We start from the raw sequence: 20016 nt of genomic DNA, 5'->3' as shown, positions 1-20016 counted from the left end.
CGAGGAATCAAATATCGTTCTTCTCCCACCGATTTTTAGTATGAGGTATGCATGTCTAGCGTTGAGCAGACCCAACCCCTGATCAGCCATTTGCTGGAGTTGCGTAATCGCCTACTTAGAGCGATTGTTGCTGTATTTGTGGTCTTTGTTGGTTTGATCTATTTTGCCAACGATATCTACGAATTTGTTTCTGCACCGCTTGTGAATCGTTTGCCTGAAGGTGCCACCATGATCGCGACGGATGTCGCGTCACCGTTCTTTACACCCTTGAAGCTGACCTTAATTGCGTCCATTTTTGTGGCCGTTCCTTTCATTCTTTATCAAGTATGGGCCTTCGTGGCGCCGGGGCTCTATAAACATGAACGTCGTTTAATCATGCCGTTGCTGTTTTCAAGTTCTTTGTTGTTTTATTGTGGTGTCGCATTTGCGTATTTTGTCGTTTTTCCATTGGTGTTCGGGTTTTTTACTGCGATTTCATTAGGTGGCGTGGAGTTTGCTACCGACATTTCCAGTTATCTTGATTTCGTATTGGCCTTGTTTTTGGCTTTTGGTATTGCATTTGAAATCCCTGTAGCGATTATCTTATTGTGCTGGACAGGAGCCACTGACCCTAAAAGTTTGAGTGAGAAACGCCCATATATTATCGTTGGTGCCTTTGTCGTCGGGATGATGCTGACACCGCCAGATATGATTTCACAAACATTACTAGCGATTCCCATGTGTTTGCTGTTTGAAGTGGGTTTATTCTTTGCCCGTTTTTATATCCGTGATGAAAAAGAGCCAAATGAGCACGATTAACAATTTGGTCGTGACTTTTGTGTTAAAGGCTAGCTTGATGGGCAAGCCTTTTTTATTGGCTTTGAACGATGAAAGCTTAACGTTTAAAGCTTAAAAAGAGACTTCGCATTTTGAGTGGTGATTTGATCAACGTGTTTAACATCGAGATCACGTAACTGAGCGACACGTTGTGCGACCAGAGCGGTATAGGCCGGCTCATTGCGTTTACCACGATGGGGAACGGGGGCAAGGTACGGACAGTCAGTCTCAAGAAGAATATAGTTCATATCAAGATGAGGAATCACCTTATCCATACCACCATTCTTAAACGTCGACACACCACCTAATCCAAGGTGGAACCCTAAACCATTGATGGCTTTGGCTTGTTCAATACTACCGCCAAAACAGTGAAAGACGCCTGACAATGACCCGTCTTGCTCCTGGTTAAGGATTGAGAGTGTTTCTTCGATAGAGTCGCGCGTATGGATTACAACGGGTAACTTGAGCTGTTTAGCCCAGTTTAATTGAGTGACAAATGCCATTTCCTGCTCAGCTTTGAATGTTTTGTCCCAATAGAGGTCGATTCCAATTTCTCCGACGGCAATGAAATCGTGTTTGTCGAACCAAGATTGAACCAGCGCAAGGTCTTGTTTTACGTTGTTGTTTACATAGCATGGATGAAGTCCCATCATCGATCGGCAAACCTCTGGATAGGCCGATTCCGTGGCGAGCATGGGCTCAATTGAGTCCAAATCAATATTCGGTAACAATATAGTCTCTATGCCCTGGGCTAGTGCGCGCTTAACAACCTCATCTCGGTCATTATCAAATTCGCTCGCATAGATATGTGCGTGAGTGTCGATCATGGAATTTCTCTACAAAGCTTGGATGGGGCAAAGTATACGGCAGTGTGAGTCTTGGGTCATTTCTTACATTTTTGCTCCCAGTTGCTAGCGTCAATAATTGAGAGTGATACTATGCAAAATAAGCACTTTCAGTACACAAGGAGAATCGAGTGTCAGTTTCCATTCAAGGTCAGTTCCCTGGCCGTCGTATGCGTCGAGTACGTAAACATGATTTTAGTCGCCGCCTCATGGCTGAAAGCCAAGTGTCCGTCAGTGACCTGATATATCCAATGTTTGTATTGATGGGGAAAGATCGACGTGAAACGGTGGAATCTATGCCAGGTGTTGAACGCTTATCAATCGACCTGATGCTAGAGGAAGCACAGTACCTAGCCCGATTAGGTGTGCCAGCGATAGCGCTTTTTCCTGTGGTGAATCAGGATGTAAAAAGTGTATGTGCAGCAGAAGCCTATAATTCGGAAGGCTTATTACAGCGAGCGGTTCGATCACTCAAAGAACACGTCCCTGAGATCGGGGTAATTACGGATGTGGCTTTAGACCCATTCACAACTCATGGTCAGGACGGTATCATCGATGAAGACGGTTACGTTCTCAATGAGGCGACGACCGAGGTTTTGATCAAGCAGGCGTTATCACACGCAGAGGCAGGGGCTGATGTGGTCGCTCCTTCGGATATGATGGACGGGCGAATCGGCGCTATTCGCAATGCTTTGGAAGAAGCGGGCCATATACACACGCAAATTATGGCTTACTCGGCAAAATACGCTTCTTGTTATTACGGCCCTTTTCGTGATGCTGTTGGCAGCGCCAATAATCTGAAAGGAGCTAACAAGCAAAACTACCAGATGGATCCGGCCAATAGTGATGAAGCCATTCATGAAGTGGCGATGGATGTTAATGAAGGCGCCGATATGGTGATGGTAAAACCAGGTATGCCCTATTTAGATGTGGTCAGGCGTGTCAAGTCTGAACTTCAAATACCGACCTTTGCCTATCAGGTCTCTGGAGAGTATTCGATGCATAAAGCGGCGTTTCAGAATGGCTGGCTAAAAGAGCGAGAAACTGTGATGGAATCGTTGCTGTGTTTTAAACGTGCAGGCGCGGATGGTATTCTGACTTATTTCGCAAAAGACGTTGCACAGTGGCTGGCTGAAGACAATGCCCAAGCGTCCAGACATCTAAAATAGCCGTAAGGTGTATTCTAATAAGCCAGCAACTTGCTGGCTTTTTTATCGGGGAAGGAAAACAGTGGGTATCATCTATCGCCAAGGAACCTTAAGTGAATGCATTCAGGTTGCTGATGGCATAACAGAGTTCATTCGCAAGGAAACCGTTGAAAGTCTCTCGGATCGCCTTATGAATAAAGACGGCTTGATTCAGATCGCGGAAGAAAGTGGGCACCTACTGGGGTTTAAGATTGGCTATCAGCTCGACACGCAGACTTTTTATAGCTGGTTTGGTGGCGTTTCCTCGACTGCGCGTAACAGAGGTATTGCCCAAAGTTTACTGGATAGGCAAGAACATTGGGTGTCACAGCAGGGCTACCAACACATTAGAGTCAAGTCGAGAAATCAATTCCCAGCAATGTTACGCATGCTAATTAGAAATGGTTATCTAATTGAAAAATTTGATAAAAAATGTCCAATTATAGAAAGTGAAGTACACTTTTTGAAGAAAATTTAAGCGGGTGTTAAAATTAAATGAGACTTTTTCTCATTTAATTCTTGACGGCAAAGATGAGAATGGTTATTATTCATATTGTCTTAGGGGATGAGAGAAGTTCACAAGGACGTTGAGTTACCAGATTGAAGTATTGGATTTGGTCATGACGCGAAGCTTAATCGAACTTGCACGAATTCTTTTTGACACGACATTGCTCACATTGCTTCCAGTGTAATTTATAGCTTTATTGCAAAGCATCGTATTCGTTTGAATAGGCTTTGACACTTTTTTGCTAGGCGACATCAATTAGATGTCGCTTTTTTTATGTCTATAATTTGGGGTTGGATAAAAGGACACCAATAGTCTTTTCCACAGTCTAGGATCGTTTTTGGATCGATCTTTCTGATGTGGATCTAAAATATTTTCCTTAATTAACAGTTATTTATTTTGTTTTATTGCGTTTTTATGACTGAGTGGGCTCGAGGTGAAAAAATAGTATAAACAGAGTTATCCACAGTTGAGAGGGTGAGGCGCTCTATTATTCGCTGAATGTGCGAGTGGCTTAAGAGAGTTAACATGGATTCACTACAGGAGTCATGGCATCCTAGTAAAATATTTTTCTTTGGGTGATTTAAATATTATGGCTCGTATTCCAGACAACCCGTTAATCTTAATTGACGGTTCTTCTTATCTTTATCGTGCATTTCACGCTTACCCTGAAACCATGAGTAATGGCGACATTCAGACCAATGCTGTTTATGGTGTGGTTAATATGTTGCGTAGCATGATGCGTCAGTTCTCTTCAGATCGTATCGCAGTTGTCTTTGATGCTAAGGGTAAAACGTTTCGAGATGATATGTTTCCGGAGTACAAAGCCAACCGTCCTTCAATGCCAGACGAGCTTCGTTGTCAGATTGAGCCTCTGCATAATGTTATTCGAGCGATGGGCTTACCACTTATCTGTATTTCCGGTGTCGAAGCGGATGACGTGATCGGTACGCTGGCTAATCAGGCCTCTCAAGCGGGTATGCCAGTGTTGATCAGCACTGGTGACAAAGATATGGCTCAGCTAGTCGATGACCATGTGACTCTCATTAATACAATGACCAATGTTGTTATGGACCGTGAAGGAGTGATTGATAAGTTCGGTGTTCCACCAGATTTGATTATTGATTACCTAGCCTTGATGGGGGATAAAGTCGATAATATCCCTGGTGTCCCGGGCGTGGGTGAAAAAACGGCGACCGCGTTGCTTCAGGGTATAGGAAGTCTTGAGACGATCTATAACAACCTTGATGATATTGCGCCGTTGGGATTCCGTGGCTCTAAAACCATGGCGAAAAAGCTGGCCGATAACAAAGATAATGCTCAGCTTTCTTATCAACTGGCGACAATTAAGCTAGATGTTGAGCTCGAACAGAGTCCCGATTCATTGCTGAAAGCTGAGCCAAATACCGATGAGCTTATTCAGTTATACGGACAGCTCGTGTTTAAATCATGGTTGAATGAACTGCTTGATGGAGGGTCTGGCGTCATAGAGGCGGATGGCAAAGTCGCTGAAAACCGTGGTGATTCATCGAAAGCTTCAGTAGGTGAAATCAATAGTTCACCTGTGGCTATTGACCGCAGCCACTACCAAACGGTCCTTGATGAAGCGTCATTTGATGCATGGCTTGAAAAGCTGAAAGCATCAGAAGTCTTTGCTTTTGACACCGAAACGGACAGTTTGGATTATATGGTGGCTAACCTAGTCGGGCTGTCATTTGCTGTGGAAGAAGGGAGTGCTGCTTATGTGCCGGTTGCCCATGATTATCTGGATGCGCCAGCGCAGTTGGATCGTGATTGGGTCTTGGAAAGACTGAAGCCTATTCTAGAAGACCAAAATCAAGCTAAAGTGGGCCAGAACCTAAAATACGATGCAAGTGTGTTGGCTCGCTATCATATTGATATGCAGGGCATCTCTCATGATACGATGTTGGCTTCTTATGTTTATAACAGTGTGGGTGGCAAGCATGATATGGGTAGCTTGGCCCTCCGGTTTCTCCAGCATAGCTGTATTTCGTTCGAACAAATCGCAGGAAAAGGCAAGAAACAACTGACGTTTAATCAAATTGATTTGGAAGAGGCGTCCCCTTACGCAGCGGAAGATGCGGATGTGACCTTGAGACTGCACAATCGTTTGATGGATAGCATCCGTGAAGATCAAAAACTCCTAGCGATCTATCAAGAGGTGGAAGTTCCGCTTGTGCCTGTTTTATCTCGAATTGAACGCACAGGCGTCTTGATTGATGACATGAAACTGTCTACTCAGTCTCAGGAGATCGCCTTACGCCTTGATGAGTTGGAACGAAAAGCTTATGAGGTTGCGGAGCAAGAATTCAATATGAACTCACCTAAGCAACTTCAAGCGATTCTCTTTGAGAAGATGGGACTTCCTGTCGTTAAAAAGACACCATCAGGGACGCCTTCGACGAATGAAGAAGTGCTTCAAGAGTTGGCGTTAGATTATCCGCTTCCTAAATTGATTCTCGAATACCGAGGCTTAGCTAAGCTGAAATCAACGTATACCGATAAGCTTCCGAAGATGATCAACCCCAATACAGGACGTGTACATACCTCTTATCACCAGGCCGTTACAGCAACAGGGCGACTTTCTTCGACCGATCCAAATTTACAGAATATTCCGATTCGTAACGAAGAAGGCCGTCGAATCCGTCAGGCGTTTATTGCCCCTCATGGCTACAAAATCATGGCTGTGGATTACTCTCAGATTGAACTGCGCATAATGGCGCATCTATCAGGTGATAAAGCTTTACTGGATGCTTTCCAACAAGGAAAAGACATTCATACGGCGACGGCTGCTGAGATCATCGGGGTGGATATAGCTGAGGTGTCAACCGAGCATCGACGCCGCGCCAAAGCGGTCAACTTCGGTCTTATTTATGGTATGAGCGCATTTGGTTTAGCAAAACAGCTCGGGATTCCTCGTGGAGAAGCTCAGCAGTATATGGATACCTATTTTGAGCGCTACCCCGGTGTCATGCAGTATATGGAGGATACCCGGAGTAAAGCGGCAGAACTGGGATACGTGGAAACCATTTTTGGTCGCCGCTTACATTTACCAGAAATCAAATCGCGTAACGGTATGCGGCGTAAGGCCGCTGAACGTGCTGCGATCAATGCGCCGATGCAAGGGACCGCCGCCGATATCATCAAGAAAGCAATGCTGTTGGTGGATGAATGGATCACAAACGAAGGGAACGGACGGGTTAAATTGCTGATGCAGGTGCACGATGAATTGGTTTTTGAGGTTCAGGAGTCAGCTTTAACCGAAATTGAAAGTAAAGTACAAGAGCTTATGGAGGCGGCCGCTGAGTTGACCGTCCCACTGATTGCGGAGTCTGGGCACGGTGATAACTGGGATCAGGCTCATTAGAGGGTATTTGGCTGCTAATTCTTGGGAAATAGCAGCCTCTAATGATATTTAAGCTTTTTCTATTTCTCAACAATGTGGCGTGTTTTTATTTTAAATGTAGTTTAATAAAATTTTAATGAAAAAAAATTACAAAAAATATTCCTATTTATGACTATTTGTTGTACATTTGTCCGCGTAGGGTACAGAGGTAAGATGTTCTATCTTTCAGACCTTTTGTTTCACGTTATTGGATTAAACTAATTCAGCCGCCCCAGTCAGTATTTGACTGGGGCGTTTTTTATTCCAGCGGCGCCTTGAAGGCCAATGCTTTTCCGCGTGTTGCCATGAGCGGCTTACTCTACGGTGATGACGAGCTTCTCTTTGAGATCAATGTATGATTGAGGAAGCCCTACCAGAAGAGATAGGGCGAGTCGGTTAAGTGAGGTCTATTGGGAGCGATCAGGGTTATTCATCAATATCATTGGCCAGATTCTCTGCAACCGAAGGCGCAAACCACTGATCAAGTTTGTTGCGTAACACATCCACTCCGATGCCTTTCAACGACGAAAATGCGGCAACATGAACATCACCACCAAAGCCTTTGGCGTCTTCTTTAATTTTAAGCACCTGTGCTTTTCGTGCACCGCTTTTGAATTTGTCTGCTTTCGTTAGCAGAACTTGAACGGGAATGCCGCTATCGACCGCCCAATAAATGAGTTGTTGGTCTAAATCTTTCATGGGGTGGCGGATGTCCATCAAAACGACCAGCCCTTTGAGGCATTGGCGTTTTTGTAAATATTCCCCAAGTGATTTCTGCCATTTCTTTTTCATTTCTAGCGGTACTTGGGCAAAACCATACCCGGGCAAATCCACGATATGGCAACCATCTGTGACTTTAAATAAATTGATCAGCTGGGTCCTACCAGGCGTTTTACTGGTTTTCGCCAAACTTTTCTGATTGGTCAGTCGGTTTAAGGCACTCGACTTGCCCGCGTTGGAACGTCCTGCGAACGCAACTTCTATACCTTCATCTTCCGGCATGTGCCTGATATCAGGCGCGCTAGTGATGAAATGGGTGTTTTGATAATGAATTTTTACGCTCACTGTTAACTCCATCTCGACTTTGTGTAGTCGATTGATTACTTTTATGTGAAATTGTGTAAAATAACCGTGCTCGGCATAAGGTCGCCTATTGTACCATGAGTGGCTAAAATGAGTGGTACTGGAAGCTTGATAATTATAATGGAATGTCATGAAGAATTTAGCGCTAATCTTGAGTCTTTTAGCCAGCTGCTCTGTGTGGGCTCAAGGCAATATTGAAGCTGGTAAAGCAAAAACCCAAACCTGTGTTGCCTGCCACGGTGCTGATGGCAACAGTCAACTAGCAATGTACCCTAAAATTGCTGGTCAGCATGCGAAGTATTTAGAAAAGCAGCTGAAGGACTTAAAACTCGGTATGACGAGTAGCGGCAAACAAGGTCGATACGATCCTGTGATGAGTGCGATGGCAATGCCATTGTCTGAGCAAGATATGAAAGATCTGGCTGCCTACTATGCGTCATTGCCAATCTCAAATAACACGACACCGGAAAATATCGTTGATGCGGGTAAAGTATTGTACACCGCAGGTGATGCTAAGCGAGGGCTCACGGCCTGTATAGCTTGTCATGGACCCAGAGGCAACGGTACAGAACTGTCGGGTTTCCCTAAAATCTCTGGCCAGCACGCTGATTATATCAAGTCTCAACTAATGAAGTTCCGTGATGGTAATCGTGCTAATGATATGAATGGCATGATGCGAGATATTGCGAGTAAACTCACAGACGAAGATATCGATACTTTATCTCAATACGTTGGTGGTCTGCACTAAGCGCTGTTGAGTCTCGTTCGAGCAATGTTGTTGGAAGCCCAGGCAATAGAGTCTGGGCTTTTTCATTTGATAGGTATCACATTACGCTGAGCCTGATTGATCACTTCTTTCTTATTAATTTGTAAGAGATCGGCTATTCATTTGTTGGCGTTTATCTACTAAAAACACACAACTCTATGAAAAATAAATAAAGTTTATTGAAGTTGAAAAATGGACGTGTTTTTTTACGTTCGTGGATTGCTCTATTTTGTTTACTCGGTAAAGTTTCCCTATCGGCGTAATGCTGGCAAAAAGATTCCGACAGACAGGTTTTGAAGAAAATCAGGAATTGAAAGTAAACAGGATGCTTGCTTGATAAGGATGGTCGATTCGTCTAACGGTATAGACACAGAAATGGATTCGGCTAAGGAATAGCCCAGTGACAGGATGTTCACGGAAAGTAATAATTCACTAGGATGGTGAACATAATACCCTTGCAAGGAAAGCACATAAAACAAATGGACACTTGATGCGCGACAATCCGTGCACACAGTTTGGCCGAAAGGCATTTTAGAAAGCGATAGATACGTCTATCGCTTTTTTTATGTCTGTAATGGTAATCTGAGGAAGATTTCTGGTTGAAATATTATCATTATAAGGAATATTTTATGGTGCTGGATGTTATTTGACCAATAGTGCTCCACTATCTTGCAACTTTCTGGTATGTTTCGCATCCCCGTTTTAGGATGTCATCATGCATATTTGTCCGCTTTGCCACAACACTCAGACAAACCATTACTTTGAAGATAAGCATCGCGAATATCTTCAATGCCAACGGTGTCTATTGGTGTTTGTTAATCCACCGCAGAGGTTGGATGCAAAAGCTGAAAAAGCGCACTACGATATGCATAATAACGATCCCAATGATATCGGCTATCGTACCTTTTTATCGAGGCTGTGTGATCCTCTATTACAATGTATCGAGCCGAATTCTTGCGGGTTAGACTTTGGGTGTGGTCCCGGACCGACATTGTCATTGATGTTAGAAGAACGGGGACACAATATGAGTCTTTACGATATCTACTATCATCCAAGTGAGAGGGTGTTAGAGAGTTCATATGACTTTGTCACGGCCACCGAGGTTATCGAGCATCTTTACCAGCCCGATAAGGTGTGGCAACAATGGTTAAATTTAGTGAAGCCCGGTGGCTGGGTTGGTCTTATGACCAAAATGGTCATTGATGTTGATGCGTTTGCCTCTTGGCATTACAAGAATGATCAGACTCATGTGATCTTCTTTAGCCGGGAAACGTTTCAGTTTTTGGCAGAGCGGGATCAGCTCGCACTTGAATTTATTGGAAATGATGTAATTTTACTGAGGAAACCCCAGTAATGAGCCGTAATAAAAAATCAAGATCAGGTGGCAGTAACGCAGATGTTGTTGTTGTCCGCAATCGTACTCAGTCCGATGTTGAAGGGCGTTTACGCAAAAAAGACAAAAAGCGTAAAGGTCTTAAAACCGGTAACCGTAACTCGGATTCTCAGGAGAGCAACGGCTATGTTTCAGGTCAAAAGCGTGATCCTAGGTTGGGCAGCAAAAAGAAGATTCCTTTGGTTGTTGAAGTGAATAAAAAACCCAATAAGGCCGCTCGCCGTGCGAGTGCTGAACAAGAGTTGGAAATGCTTGAAAATGATGCTCAGTTGGGTGTGCTACTTGATCGGTTGGAGCAGGGCGAGAATTTAGGGGCAGGGTTGCAAAAATACGTCGATGAGAAATTAGAACGCATTGAAATACTCATGAAGCAGTTGGGCATTTATGAGGAGGATTCCGAACAAATAGAGGAAGAAATCGATGTAGACGACGTTGTGCCAACAAAAGTTGCAGCTAAGAAACCAGCCACTGATGAAGAGCTTCTCTCTCAGTTTGCAGGTTTGGACTTGAACCAGCTTAAGGATTAGAGCGCTATGAATGTAACCTTACTAGCGACGTTGGGTGGAGTCATCATTCTCGCTTTAGCTTTTTATGCGGGTTACCTTCTTCTCCAGCTGAAGAAGCAAAATGAATTGCAACTTCAGCACCAAAAGATCGCCATTGAAAAACGCAATGCGAACATTTTCGAGAGTGTTAATATTCTGTGTTTGGCTGGTATCCAAGGACAATGTGATTTATCAGAGATCAGCATCCGAGTATACAATATTATGGACTACGTCCAAGGTTCAGATCGTGTTGAATTTGATAAAGAATTCCCAGCAACCTCAGAGCTTTTTCATATTGTAAAAGTGATGCCACGTGGTGAAGAGCGACAAAAACTGGCGAAGCGAGAACGTATGAAGCAGAATTTAGAGCGGCAGAAAGCCGAATCTAGATTAGAGCAGGCGATCATTTCTGAATTGAAGATACTCCAGAAGAAAGTACAGCCATTAAATAATCAAATCACTGTTCAGATGATTTAGTTTGATTGATGAAAGTTCGATTCCTGACTTTGAGAGGTCAGTGATCGAGCTATCAATTTTGAATATTAGTGACGAAAAAACACAAGAGATTCGGCGACGCTGCTTGGCGTATGGCAAAATAGCCGGATAATTATCGTGGTCATATTCATCAATCATTCGTAACGGAACACACCATGTCTCAGCCAGCCATCGCCAACCAGCAACTCGTCTGGGACCAAGCGATTTTGAATAAATACAATTATTCTGGACCAAGGTATACTTCATATCCTACCGCGTTAGAATTTCATGAAGCGTTCACGATCGCTGATTATGATCGGGCTTGCACAGAATACCCTCAGCGGCCCTTATCTTTATATATCCATATCCCTTTTTGCCATAAGCTTTGTTATTACTGTGGCTGTAACAAAACGATCACCCGCCAGACACATAAAGCAGACCAATATCTCGATGTCTTGGAATTGGAAATTCGAACTCGCGCGGCACTGCTGAAAGGACGTAAAATCACTCAGCTCCATTTTGGTGGTGGCACACCGACATTTCTAACGACACATCAAATTAGTCGTCTAATGACGATTTTACGCGGCGAATTTTTGTTTCAACCTGACGCCGAAATCAGTATTGAAGTGGACCCACGTGAAATTAAAATCGATATGCTTGACCATTTGCGTCAGGAAGGTTTCAACCGCCTAAGTATCGGTGTTCAGGACTTCAACAAAGAGGTTCAAAAGCGAGTTAACCGAGAGCAAGATGAAGCCTTTATCTTTGCTTTGGTTGAGCGGGCGAAGCAATTGGGGTTTCGGTCAACAAACCTAGATCTGATTTATGGCCTCCCCAAACAGACCAAGGCTTCTTTCGCTGAAACCGTTAGGCAAGTTTTAACCATGAAACCAGAGCGCCTGTCGGTGTTTAATTATGCTCATATGCCACAGCTGTTTGCGGCCCAACGCAGAATCAAGGAAGAAGATTTGCCACAACCTGAAGAAAAGATGGCCATTTTTCAGGATACGATTGCGACCCTGACTGAGGCAAAATATCAATTTATCGGTATGGATCATTTTGCTCAGTCGGATGATGAGCTTGCTGTCGCTCAGCGTGAGGGCAAATTACACCGTAATTTTCAGGGCTACACAACCCAAGGTGAAGCGGATTTGGTTGGCTTTGGTGTTTCGGCGATCTCCATGGTTGGTCATGCTTATGCGCAAAACCAAAAAGAGTTGAAAACGTATTATTCTCAAGTTAATGAAAAACACCATGCTTTATTTAAAGGTGTTTTATTAGATAGTGATGACTTACTTCGTAGAGAAGTGATTAAACAACTTATCTGTAATTTTAAACTGGATAAAGTGGGGTTCGAGGACGCGTTTTCGGTCAAGTTTGATCATTATTTTGCGCAAGATCTGTCTCTGCTGCAAAACTTTGTTGATGACCAGTTAGTGGAAATCAATGAGCAAGAGATTAGCGTCACGTTGAGGGGACGTTTGTTGATTCGCAACATCTGTATGTGTTTCGATAAATACCTCAGAGTGAAGACTCGCCAGCAGCAGTTTTCTCGGGTTATCTAATTCGGCGCCTCTTTACCGCTGACTCTTTGATTATGATGATAAACAAAGCCAACTTTTGACAAGGTGGCGGTGTCATCATGCAAAAGTTACGCCCATCACGATGCAATATACGTGTTGTGTGCCATTTCCCAGAGTGCTTTGACCAATGGATTATTTAATTGTGAACGTTTGCAGCAAACGCCCAATTTAAAGGGGGCAATCGAAGCGACTTTAAGACGTTGGATTTTCTCTTTTACGGGGCTGTTGTTGATCACCACATCAGGGGCGATACCTACGCCGCATCCCAAGGCAACCATGCTAACAATGGCTTCATGACCGGAGACTTGCGCGTAGATGGTCGGTTTGATTTTCATCGTCTTAAACCACGCATTGGCACGTTCACGCGCTGTACCAGACTCGGGAACAATAAAAGGAATCGAAGACCATTCAGGTTGGTCTCTGCGCAATTCTTCTGCGAAGTTACTCACACCAGCGGGTGCAATGACGGACAAAGGGATTTCGCTAATCGTTTCGAAGGCAATTCGGGCCGGAAGCTGTTCGGGCTTGGCCGAAATGGCAATATCTGTTTCATCGGCGAGTACTTTTTCAATCGCTTGCGCGGGATCGCCTGTCGAAATCTTAAATTCTATGAAGGGGTGTTGGAGGCGGAAATCAGACAGCAATTCTGGTAGGTGGCTATAGCTTGCCGTCACGGAACAAAAAAGGCGGATCTCGCCTTTCAGCTCTTCGTCCTGACCGATCAGTTGGGCATTGTAGTTCTGCCATTCGCCTAAAATCTTTAGTGCAACGGGCAACAGCTTTTTGGCGGCAGGAGTCAGTTCCACACTTCGGTTGTCACGGACAAACAACACCTGTCTGGTATCGTTTTCAAGTTTTTGAATCTGCCGGCTAAGGGCCGATGGGCTGATATGCATGGCTGTAGCCGTCTTGGCAAAGCTCTTACTATCACAAAGGTGAATGAATAACTGCAGATATTTAATGTTCATAATAGGTTCGCCTGTATGTTGCGATAATTGCAATTACTAATTGTGAATATATCACTTTGAGCAATTACTTGTCTGCCTTAGTATGACGTTATTCGGCCATCGAACGGCTGACCTCAACGGAAAAATTTATCTAAGGAGCGCCTTATGGCTAACTACTTCAACACGTTAAACTTACGTGAACAGCTTGACCAACTTGGTCGCTGTCGTTTCATGGACCGCAGTGAATTTGCAACCGAGGCAGAATACCTCAAAGGTAAAAAAGTTGTGATTGTTGGATGTGGTGCTCAGGGGCTTAACCAAGGTCTCAACATGCGTGACTCTGGTTTGAACGTCGCGTACGCATTGCGTCAGGCCGCGATTGATGAACAGCGCCAGTCATATAAAAACGCAAAAGAAAATGGCTTTGACGTTGCAAGTTACGAAACCCTTATTCCTGAGGCGGATCTGGTGATCAACCTAACGCCAGACAAACAACACACAAACGTGGTTGATACAGTGATGCCACTGATGAAACAAGGGGCGGCTCTGGGGTACTCGCACGGCTTTAATGTGGTTGAAGAGGGGATGCAGATCCGTAAAGATATCACGGTGGTAATGGTTGCTCCTAAATGCCCTGGCACTGAAGTTCGTGAAGAGTATAAGCGTGGTTTTGGCGTTCCGACACTGATTGCTGTTCATCCAGAGAACGATCCTCAAGGTGAAGGTTGGGATATCGCGAAAGCTTGGGCTGCGGGCACTGGTGGCCATCGCGCGGGATGTCTTGAGTCTTCATTCGTGGCGGAAGTAAAGTCTGATTTAATGGGTGAGCAAACAATCCTGTGCGGTATGCTTCAAGCGGGCTCGATTGTGTCTTATGAGAAGATGGTTGCCGAAGGTATTGACCCTGGCTATGCCGGTAAGCTTTTACAATACGGTTGGGAAACGATTACGGAAGCACTGAAGTTCGGTGGTATCACTCATATGATGGACCGCTTGTCTAACCCGGCCAAAGTCAAAGCCTTTGAATTGTCTGAAGAGCTTAAAGCGCTTATGCGTCCTCTATACAACAAACATATGGATGACATTATTACGGGCGTTTTCTCTAGCACGATGATGGCTGATTGGGCTAATGACGACGTCAACCTATTGGGATGGCGCGAAGAAACTGGCGAAACGGCATTTGAGAATTACCCATCTTCAGCGGTGGAAATTTCTGAGCAAGACTACTTTGATAATGGCATCTTATTGATCGCGATGGTTCGTGCGGGCGTTGAGCTGGCATTTGAAGCCATGACAGCATCAGGTATCATCGATGAGTCGGCATATTATGAATCACTGCATGAGCTTCCTCTCATTGCTAATACGGTGGCACGTAAACGCTTGTACGAAATGAATGTGGTTATTTCTGATACCGCAGAATACGGTAACTACTTGTTCGCTAATGTTGCCACACCGCTACTCCGTGAGAAATTTATGCCTTCTGTCTCTACCGATGTGATTGGTAAAGGTCTTGATGAAGGCTCAAATCAAGTCGATAACGCAACGTTAATTGCCGTCAATGAAGCGATTCGTAACCATCCTGTTGAGTATATTGGTGAAGAACTGCGTGCTTACATGAGTGATATGAAGAGAATTGCGGTAGGCGGCTAAGCATACGCCTTATGTTTTGGGCTGAGTGATGGACATGACTTAATCTCTAAACAAGATTGGGACATCCCCGCTAAAAAAACCTGGTCGCTGTCGACCAGGTTTTTTGTTATTTATTTTTTGTGTTGAGCTGAAATGCTGGTGGCGCTGACGGCGACAGGTTGACTGGGCTTTATTCTTTCTCTGCCAGCCGAGACTCTATCTCAGCAAGTTTTTGCTCCATTTCCGTTAACTTTTGACGGGTGCGCAGCAGGACCTGAGTCTGAACATCGAATTCTTCTCGACTGACGACATCCAGCTTGTTCAACTGGCCTTGGATCACTTGGCGAACTTTCTGATCAACATCTGCACCTAATTCTTTGACTGGCGCTGGCATAGAGTCGTGAATCTGTTTCGCTATTTGCTCTAGTTTTTTTGAATCAAACATGATGAATAAAACTCCTTTAAATTTGCTCACATTCTATGTAATTGATACGGGAAAGTCGCTACCTCGGTAGTAAAAATTCGAACCAGAAATATTCAAATTTTAGCCATCAAAAAAGGCCACCGAAGTGGCCTTGATGTATTGAACAAGATTATTTGTTATCGGCAAGTTCACGATGGGCTGCTTTAGCTTCATCGATACGTGCTAATTTCTCGAGATCCTTGTCTTCGACAAAGATAGGGAGAGGTTTATGTTTTTCTGCCAGATAACTGTAGATAACCGGAAGAACAAACAAAGTAAAGAGCGTACCAATGGTAAGGCCAGCAACAATGACAATGCCGATACTAAAGCGCTGGGCTGCACCCGCTCCGGTTGCATACATGAGTGGGACAAGGCCCGCAATCATTGCCGCCGTGGTCATAAGTATAGGACGAAGACGTACTTTCGCAGCCTCCATGACCGCTTCTTTTTTGCTCAGCTTATTGTGAAGTTGTTCTTCTTTTGCCACCTCACAGATCAAGATACCGTGCTTAGTAATCAGGCCAACCAAGGTGATTAATCCAACCTGCGAATAAATGTTCATGGAGGCTGCTCCCCATGCGAGTGCAATTAACGCCCCACAGATAGCAAGAGGAACAGACACCATGATGACAAGTGGGTCTTTCAATGACTCAAACTGAATCGCCAGCACCAAAAAGATGATCGCCAGAGCCAAACCAAAGGTTGCGTATAGAGCGCTCCCTTCTGTTACATACTGACGAGCTTCACCCATGTAGTCATGGTTGTAGCCACTAGGTAGTTTGGTCGTTGCAAGATCCTCAAGAAAGTTAATCGCATCACCCATTGCGGTGCCCGGAGCAGGAACCCCACCGATGGTCGCTGAATTCAGCTGGTTGAAGTGTGGCAGTGAACGAGGTTCTGCGACGACGTCAATGGTGATGAGGCTACCCAGCGGAACGGCTTTGCCATCCGCAGAACGAACATAGTAGTTGTTCATAGACTCAGGGTTGAGGCGCCATTTTCTTTCAACCTGAGGGATAACTTCATAAGAGCGCCCATTAAGGTCGATACGATTGACATAGCCATCAGACATCATTGTACTGAGGGTGGTGCCGATATCCTGCATCGTGACGCCATAAGCGCCCGCTTTGTCCTTATCAATGTTGATCTTCATCGTTGCTGAGTCGTAGTTTAGGTCGAGCTCAGAGTAAACAAAGAGTGGGCTAGATTTCACATCAGTCAAAATATCGGAAGCAATAGTAAAGAGGCTTTCAAATGCGTTCGGTGTTGTGATGACAAACTGGACAGGCAAACCAGACCCTGCTCCGGGGAGCTCAGGCATCTGAAATGCGGTGACTGCCATACCGGGAACACTGCTGACCAAACCGGTTACGCGCTCAGCCACGTTTGATTGACTGGCTTCGCGCTCACTCCATGGAACCATAGACGCAATACCAAAAGCCTGATTCGAATTGGGTACGCCAGTAAACACCTGAGCGTAGGCCACTTCCGGCTGTTCAGACAGCATGGCGTTGACATCATTCATGGTATTTTGCATGAAATCCAGATTCGCGTTTGATGGCGCCGTACCCATTAACATGACGACGCCTTTGTCTTCCGATGGTGCCAGTTCACTTGGTATGAACTTAAACAACATTGGTAGGCTAGCGAAAACGATCAACGCAAAACCTATGACGACAGGGCGATGTTTCATGACTTCGCCAAGCATTTTGGCGTAGCGTTGCGTCATACCATCGAGTGTCGAGTGGACCTTTTGTTCAAATTTGCTCGGCTTTTCATTGGCTTTGAGCATCTTCGAACACATCATGGGCGACAACGTCAGGGCGACAATTCCGGAGACAAATACCGCCCCAGCGAGTGTCAAAGCGAACTCTTTAAACAGAGAACCGGTGATCCCACCCATGAGTGCGATTGGGGCGTAAACGGCGCCAAGGGTTAGCGTCATTGCAATAACCGGAACCGCGATTTCTCTCGTCCCTATTATCGCAGCGCGAAATGGCGATTCCCCAAGTTTAATATGTCTGTCGACGTTTTCGAGTACGACGATGGCGTCATCGACCACAAGACCAATGGCCAGTACCATGGCGAGCAGGGTCATCAAGTTCCACGAGAAGCCCATCGCCTGCATGACCATAGCGACGCCAATCAGAGACAGAGGAATGGTGACAATTGGGATCAATACTGCTCTGAAAGACCCTAAGAATAGCGTGATCACAATCAGGACGATCAATGCGGCTTCAGCGATCGTCTTTATTACTTCGCTGATGGATTCATTAATCGCAATGGTCGAGTCATACATCACATTCATGTTGATATTACTCGGTAAGTTACGTTCTAGCTGAGGAAGTAACTCGAGCACATCGGCTGCGATATTGATTGGGTTTGCACTTGGCGCGGCATTGATGGCAACGACAACCGCTTCCTTACCATTAGCACTGGCGCGGTAGATATCATGGCTTTTTTCTAATGTGACTTTAGCGATGTCACTTAAGCGAACTAAGTTACCTTCGTCTGAACTCACGACCAGATTTTTCAACTCATCAACATTGGAAACCTGAGTATCGGCGCTGCCGTTGTACAAAACGAATTCACCAACGGCTTGACCTGCTGCCGATTGATAGTTATTTGCACTAAGGACATTCATGACATCGGTTGCTGTTTTGCCCAAGGCGGCCATTTTGGCTGGATCTAGCCAGATCCGCAGGGCGTATTTCACACCACCGTACAAATCAACCTTGGATACCCCGTTGACGGTGAAGAGCTGTGGATTAATCACACGCTCAAGGTAGTCTGTGATCTGACTAGAAGACAGCTCCTCACTGGTAAAACCAATGTAAAGAACCGCGGTTGTCGAGCCCGTTGACATGGTTACCGTTGGGTCTTCCGCTTCTTTGGGAAGCTGGGAGCGGACCGAGTTGGTCTTGGCTAATATGTCAGATAAGGCCGCATTTGGGTCGGTATTCAATTTCATATTGACGGTAATGGTCGATTGACCCAGAACCGACTGGGAGGTCATAAAATCAATATTGTCTGCCTGTGCAACCGCTTGTTCTAAAGGCTGGGTAATAAAGCCCTGAATAAGATCGGCACTGGCGCCGTAGTAACTGGTGGTCACCGTGACTACGGTATTGGTCATTTCGGGGTATTCGCGAACTTGCATTTTGAAGACGGCTTGCAATCCAAGCAAAGCAATCAAAAAACTGATCGATACCGCCAAAACTGGACGTTTGATAAAAACATCAGTAAAGCGCATGAGGCCTCCAATTACAGCATGGGTGTTTCAGCTGGTGGTGTAATCGCATCACTTTCTACAACTCGCACTTTTGCGTCATTGCTTAGGCGAACCTGACCAGATGTGACGACAATATCTCCGGGCTTAACGCCTGAAAGGATGTGTGCGATATCAAGAGTACGCTCACCGACGTTGACCACATGCTGCTTAACACGTTTCTGGCCGTTTTCTTCCGTAACGATATACACATTGTCACCGTAAAGGGTAAAGGTGATAGCGGTTTGCGGTAAAGTGACTTGATTTTCTAGCTTGGGAAGGATGATGTTTGCACGTGCGAACATGCCGCTGCGAAGCTTACCATCACTGTTTGGAATATCAGCCTGAACTTGAATCAAACCACTTTGTAGATTAACCGCAGGTTCAATGGCAGTAATTGAACCCTTGAAGGAATGTTCAGGGTAGGCGTCAACGAAGATATCGATTTCCTGCTTGAGGTGGATCCGAGAGATATCGGTTTGCGGCACCGTAAAACGCAGGCGCATGACGCTGGTGTCTTCGAGACGGACAATGTCGGTGCCAGATTGGAGGTATTGTCCAAGATAGACATTTCGGATACCAACAACACCAGCAAACGGTGCTTTGATTTCACGACGATCTATGGTGGCGTTCAAGCTTTCGATGTCAGCTCTTAGGGAAAAGTAGTTTGCTTCGGCATCGTCAAAGGCTTCTTTGGAGACCGAGCCCTTTTTATACAGGCCTTGATAGCGCTTGTATTTGGCTTGAGCTGCCGGCAATTTTGCTTGAGCGCTCTTTAAATCCGCTTTCTCTACTTCAGAGTCGAGCATGACTAAGGGCTGACCTTCTTTGACTTGAGTGCCCGAGTCGAAGGCGATTTCATCAATCACACCTGCTGTTTCATTGGCGATGGTGACACCTTGATTCGGTTCGATAAAACCAATGGCTTCTATCACTGGTACCCAATCCACCGGTTGTACTTCGGTCACTGTGACTGGGAATTCAGGTTCTGGTCGATTCGCCAAGTATTCGGCTATCTTATTTTGTTTGATTAGATTGAAACCTATTACACTACCAAAAAGCAGTACTGCGATAAGCAACATAAAGAAAGTCCACTTTTTCATTCT

The 20016-nt window shown here is 45.1% G+C and carries 17 protein-coding genes; 11 read left to right on the top strand and 6 right to left on the bottom strand.

Going from position 1 to position 20016, the window contains the following annotated elements; all coding sequences use genetic code 11:
• The first annotated feature begins 51 nt into the window (after positions 1-51).
• Positions 52-798: a twin-arginine translocase subunit TatC gene (tatC, locus tag HLM86_RS18055; RefSeq protein ID WP_170883474.1), complete on the top strand. Its 747-nt coding sequence runs from the start codon at positions 52-54 to the stop codon at positions 796-798.
• 83 nt (positions 799-881) lie between these two features.
• On the opposite strand, the gene HLM86_RS18050 is transcribed toward tatC, so the two are convergent.
• Positions 882-1643 carry a TatD family hydrolase gene (locus tag HLM86_RS18050; protein ID WP_076590237.1) on the bottom strand — a complete coding sequence of 254 codons (762 nt, stop codon included), beginning with the start codon at positions 1641-1643 and terminating at the stop codon, positions 882-884.
• Positions 1644-1792: 149 nt separating this feature from the next.
• Between HLM86_RS18050 and hemB the strand changes: the two genes are divergently transcribed.
• The 4 genes from hemB to spfP all read left to right on the top strand — a co-directional run bounded on the left by hemB (position 1793) and on the right by spfP (position 6981).
• A complete protein-coding gene (hemB, locus tag HLM86_RS18045) occupies positions 1793-2830 on the top strand; it encodes a porphobilinogen synthase (protein WP_076590238.1) in 1038 nt (345 codons plus the stop codon).
• Positions 2831-2891: 61 nt separating this feature from the next.
• Entirely contained in the window at positions 2892-3326 is a 435-nt protein-coding gene (locus tag HLM86_RS18040) for a GNAT family N-acetyltransferase (protein ID WP_170883475.1), read from the top strand.
• Between the two features lie 619 nt (positions 3327-3945).
• Positions 3946-6741 carry a DNA polymerase I gene (gene polA / locus HLM86_RS18035; RefSeq protein WP_170883476.1) on the top strand — a complete coding sequence of 932 codons (2796 nt, stop codon included), beginning with the start codon at positions 3946-3948 and terminating at the stop codon, positions 6739-6741.
• 192 nt (positions 6742-6933) lie between these two features.
• Positions 6934-6981, top strand: a complete 48-nt coding sequence (spfP, locus tag HLM86_RS20535; RefSeq protein WP_446697936.1) for a small protein SpfP — start codon at positions 6934-6936, stop codon at positions 6979-6981.
• A gap of 204 nt (positions 6982-7185) precedes the next feature.
• Here spfP and yihA read toward each other — a convergent pair whose 3' ends face one another.
• Positions 7186-7824: a ribosome biogenesis GTP-binding protein YihA/YsxC gene (gene yihA / locus HLM86_RS18030; RefSeq protein WP_076590239.1), complete on the bottom strand. Its 639-nt coding sequence runs from the start codon at positions 7822-7824 to the stop codon at positions 7186-7188.
• Between the two features lie 148 nt (positions 7825-7972).
• Here yihA and HLM86_RS18025 point away from each other — a divergent pair, with 148 nt between their 5' ends.
• The 5 genes from HLM86_RS18025 (at position 7973) to hemN (ending at position 12585) form a co-directional block, all read left to right on the top strand.
• Complete coding sequence (locus tag HLM86_RS18025) at positions 7973-8590, top strand: c-type cytochrome (protein ID WP_076590240.1); 618 nt, start codon at positions 7973-7975, stop codon at positions 8588-8590.
• Positions 8591-9323: 733 nt separating this feature from the next.
• A complete protein-coding gene (locus HLM86_RS18015) occupies positions 9324-9962 on the top strand; it encodes a class I SAM-dependent methyltransferase (RefSeq protein ID WP_076590241.1) in 639 nt (212 codons plus the stop codon).
• On the top strand, positions 9962-10528 hold the full coding sequence (yihI, locus tag HLM86_RS18010; protein ID WP_076590242.1) for a Der GTPase-activating protein YihI: 567 nt from the start codon (positions 9962-9964) through the stop codon (positions 10526-10528). The genes HLM86_RS18015 and yihI overlap by 1 nt, the downstream gene beginning before the upstream one ends.
• A 6-nt stretch (positions 10529-10534) precedes the next feature.
• Positions 10535-11023, top strand: coding sequence for a DUF2489 domain-containing protein (locus HLM86_RS18005; protein WP_076590243.1), 489 nt, complete (start codon positions 10535-10537; stop codon positions 11021-11023).
• Positions 11024-11196: 173 nt separating this feature from the next.
• Complete coding sequence (gene hemN / locus HLM86_RS18000; protein WP_170883477.1) at positions 11197-12585, top strand: oxygen-independent coproporphyrinogen III oxidase; 1389 nt, start codon at positions 11197-11199, stop codon at positions 12583-12585.
• 95 nt (positions 12586-12680) lie between these two features.
• On the opposite strand, the gene ilvY is transcribed toward hemN, so the two are convergent.
• Positions 12681-13571 (bottom strand): HTH-type transcriptional activator IlvY, encoded by an 891-nt coding sequence (ilvY, locus tag HLM86_RS17995; protein WP_076590245.1) that lies wholly within the window; start codon positions 13569-13571, stop codon positions 12681-12683.
• 144 nt (positions 13572-13715) lie between these two features.
• Here ilvY and ilvC point away from each other — a divergent pair, with 144 nt between their 5' ends.
• Entirely contained in the window at positions 13716-15200 is a 1485-nt protein-coding gene (ilvC, locus tag HLM86_RS17990; protein WP_076590246.1) for a ketol-acid reductoisomerase, read from the top strand.
• Positions 15201-15369: 169 nt separating this feature from the next.
• Here ilvC and ubiK read toward each other — a convergent pair whose 3' ends face one another.
• From ubiK to HLM86_RS17975, 3 genes are all read right to left on the bottom strand, one after another.
• Complete coding sequence (ubiK, locus tag HLM86_RS17985; protein WP_076590247.1) at positions 15370-15624, bottom strand: ubiquinone biosynthesis accessory factor UbiK; 255 nt, start codon at positions 15622-15624, stop codon at positions 15370-15372.
• 148 nt (positions 15625-15772) lie between these two features.
• Positions 15773-18895, bottom strand: coding sequence for a multidrug efflux RND transporter permease subunit (locus HLM86_RS17980; protein ID WP_076590248.1), 3123 nt, complete (start codon positions 18893-18895; stop codon positions 15773-15775).
• 11 nt (positions 18896-18906) lie between these two features.
• Positions 18907-20013, bottom strand: coding sequence for an efflux RND transporter periplasmic adaptor subunit (locus tag HLM86_RS17975; protein ID WP_076590249.1), 1107 nt, complete (start codon positions 20011-20013; stop codon positions 18907-18909).
• Positions 20014-20016: the final 3 nt, after the last annotated feature.

This window comes from Vibrio ostreicida, assembly GCF_013074385.2.
Lineage (GTDB): Bacteria > Pseudomonadota > Gammaproteobacteria > Enterobacterales > Vibrionaceae > Vibrio > Vibrio ostreicida.
This window is presented reverse-complemented; position numbering and strand designations above follow the sequence as displayed.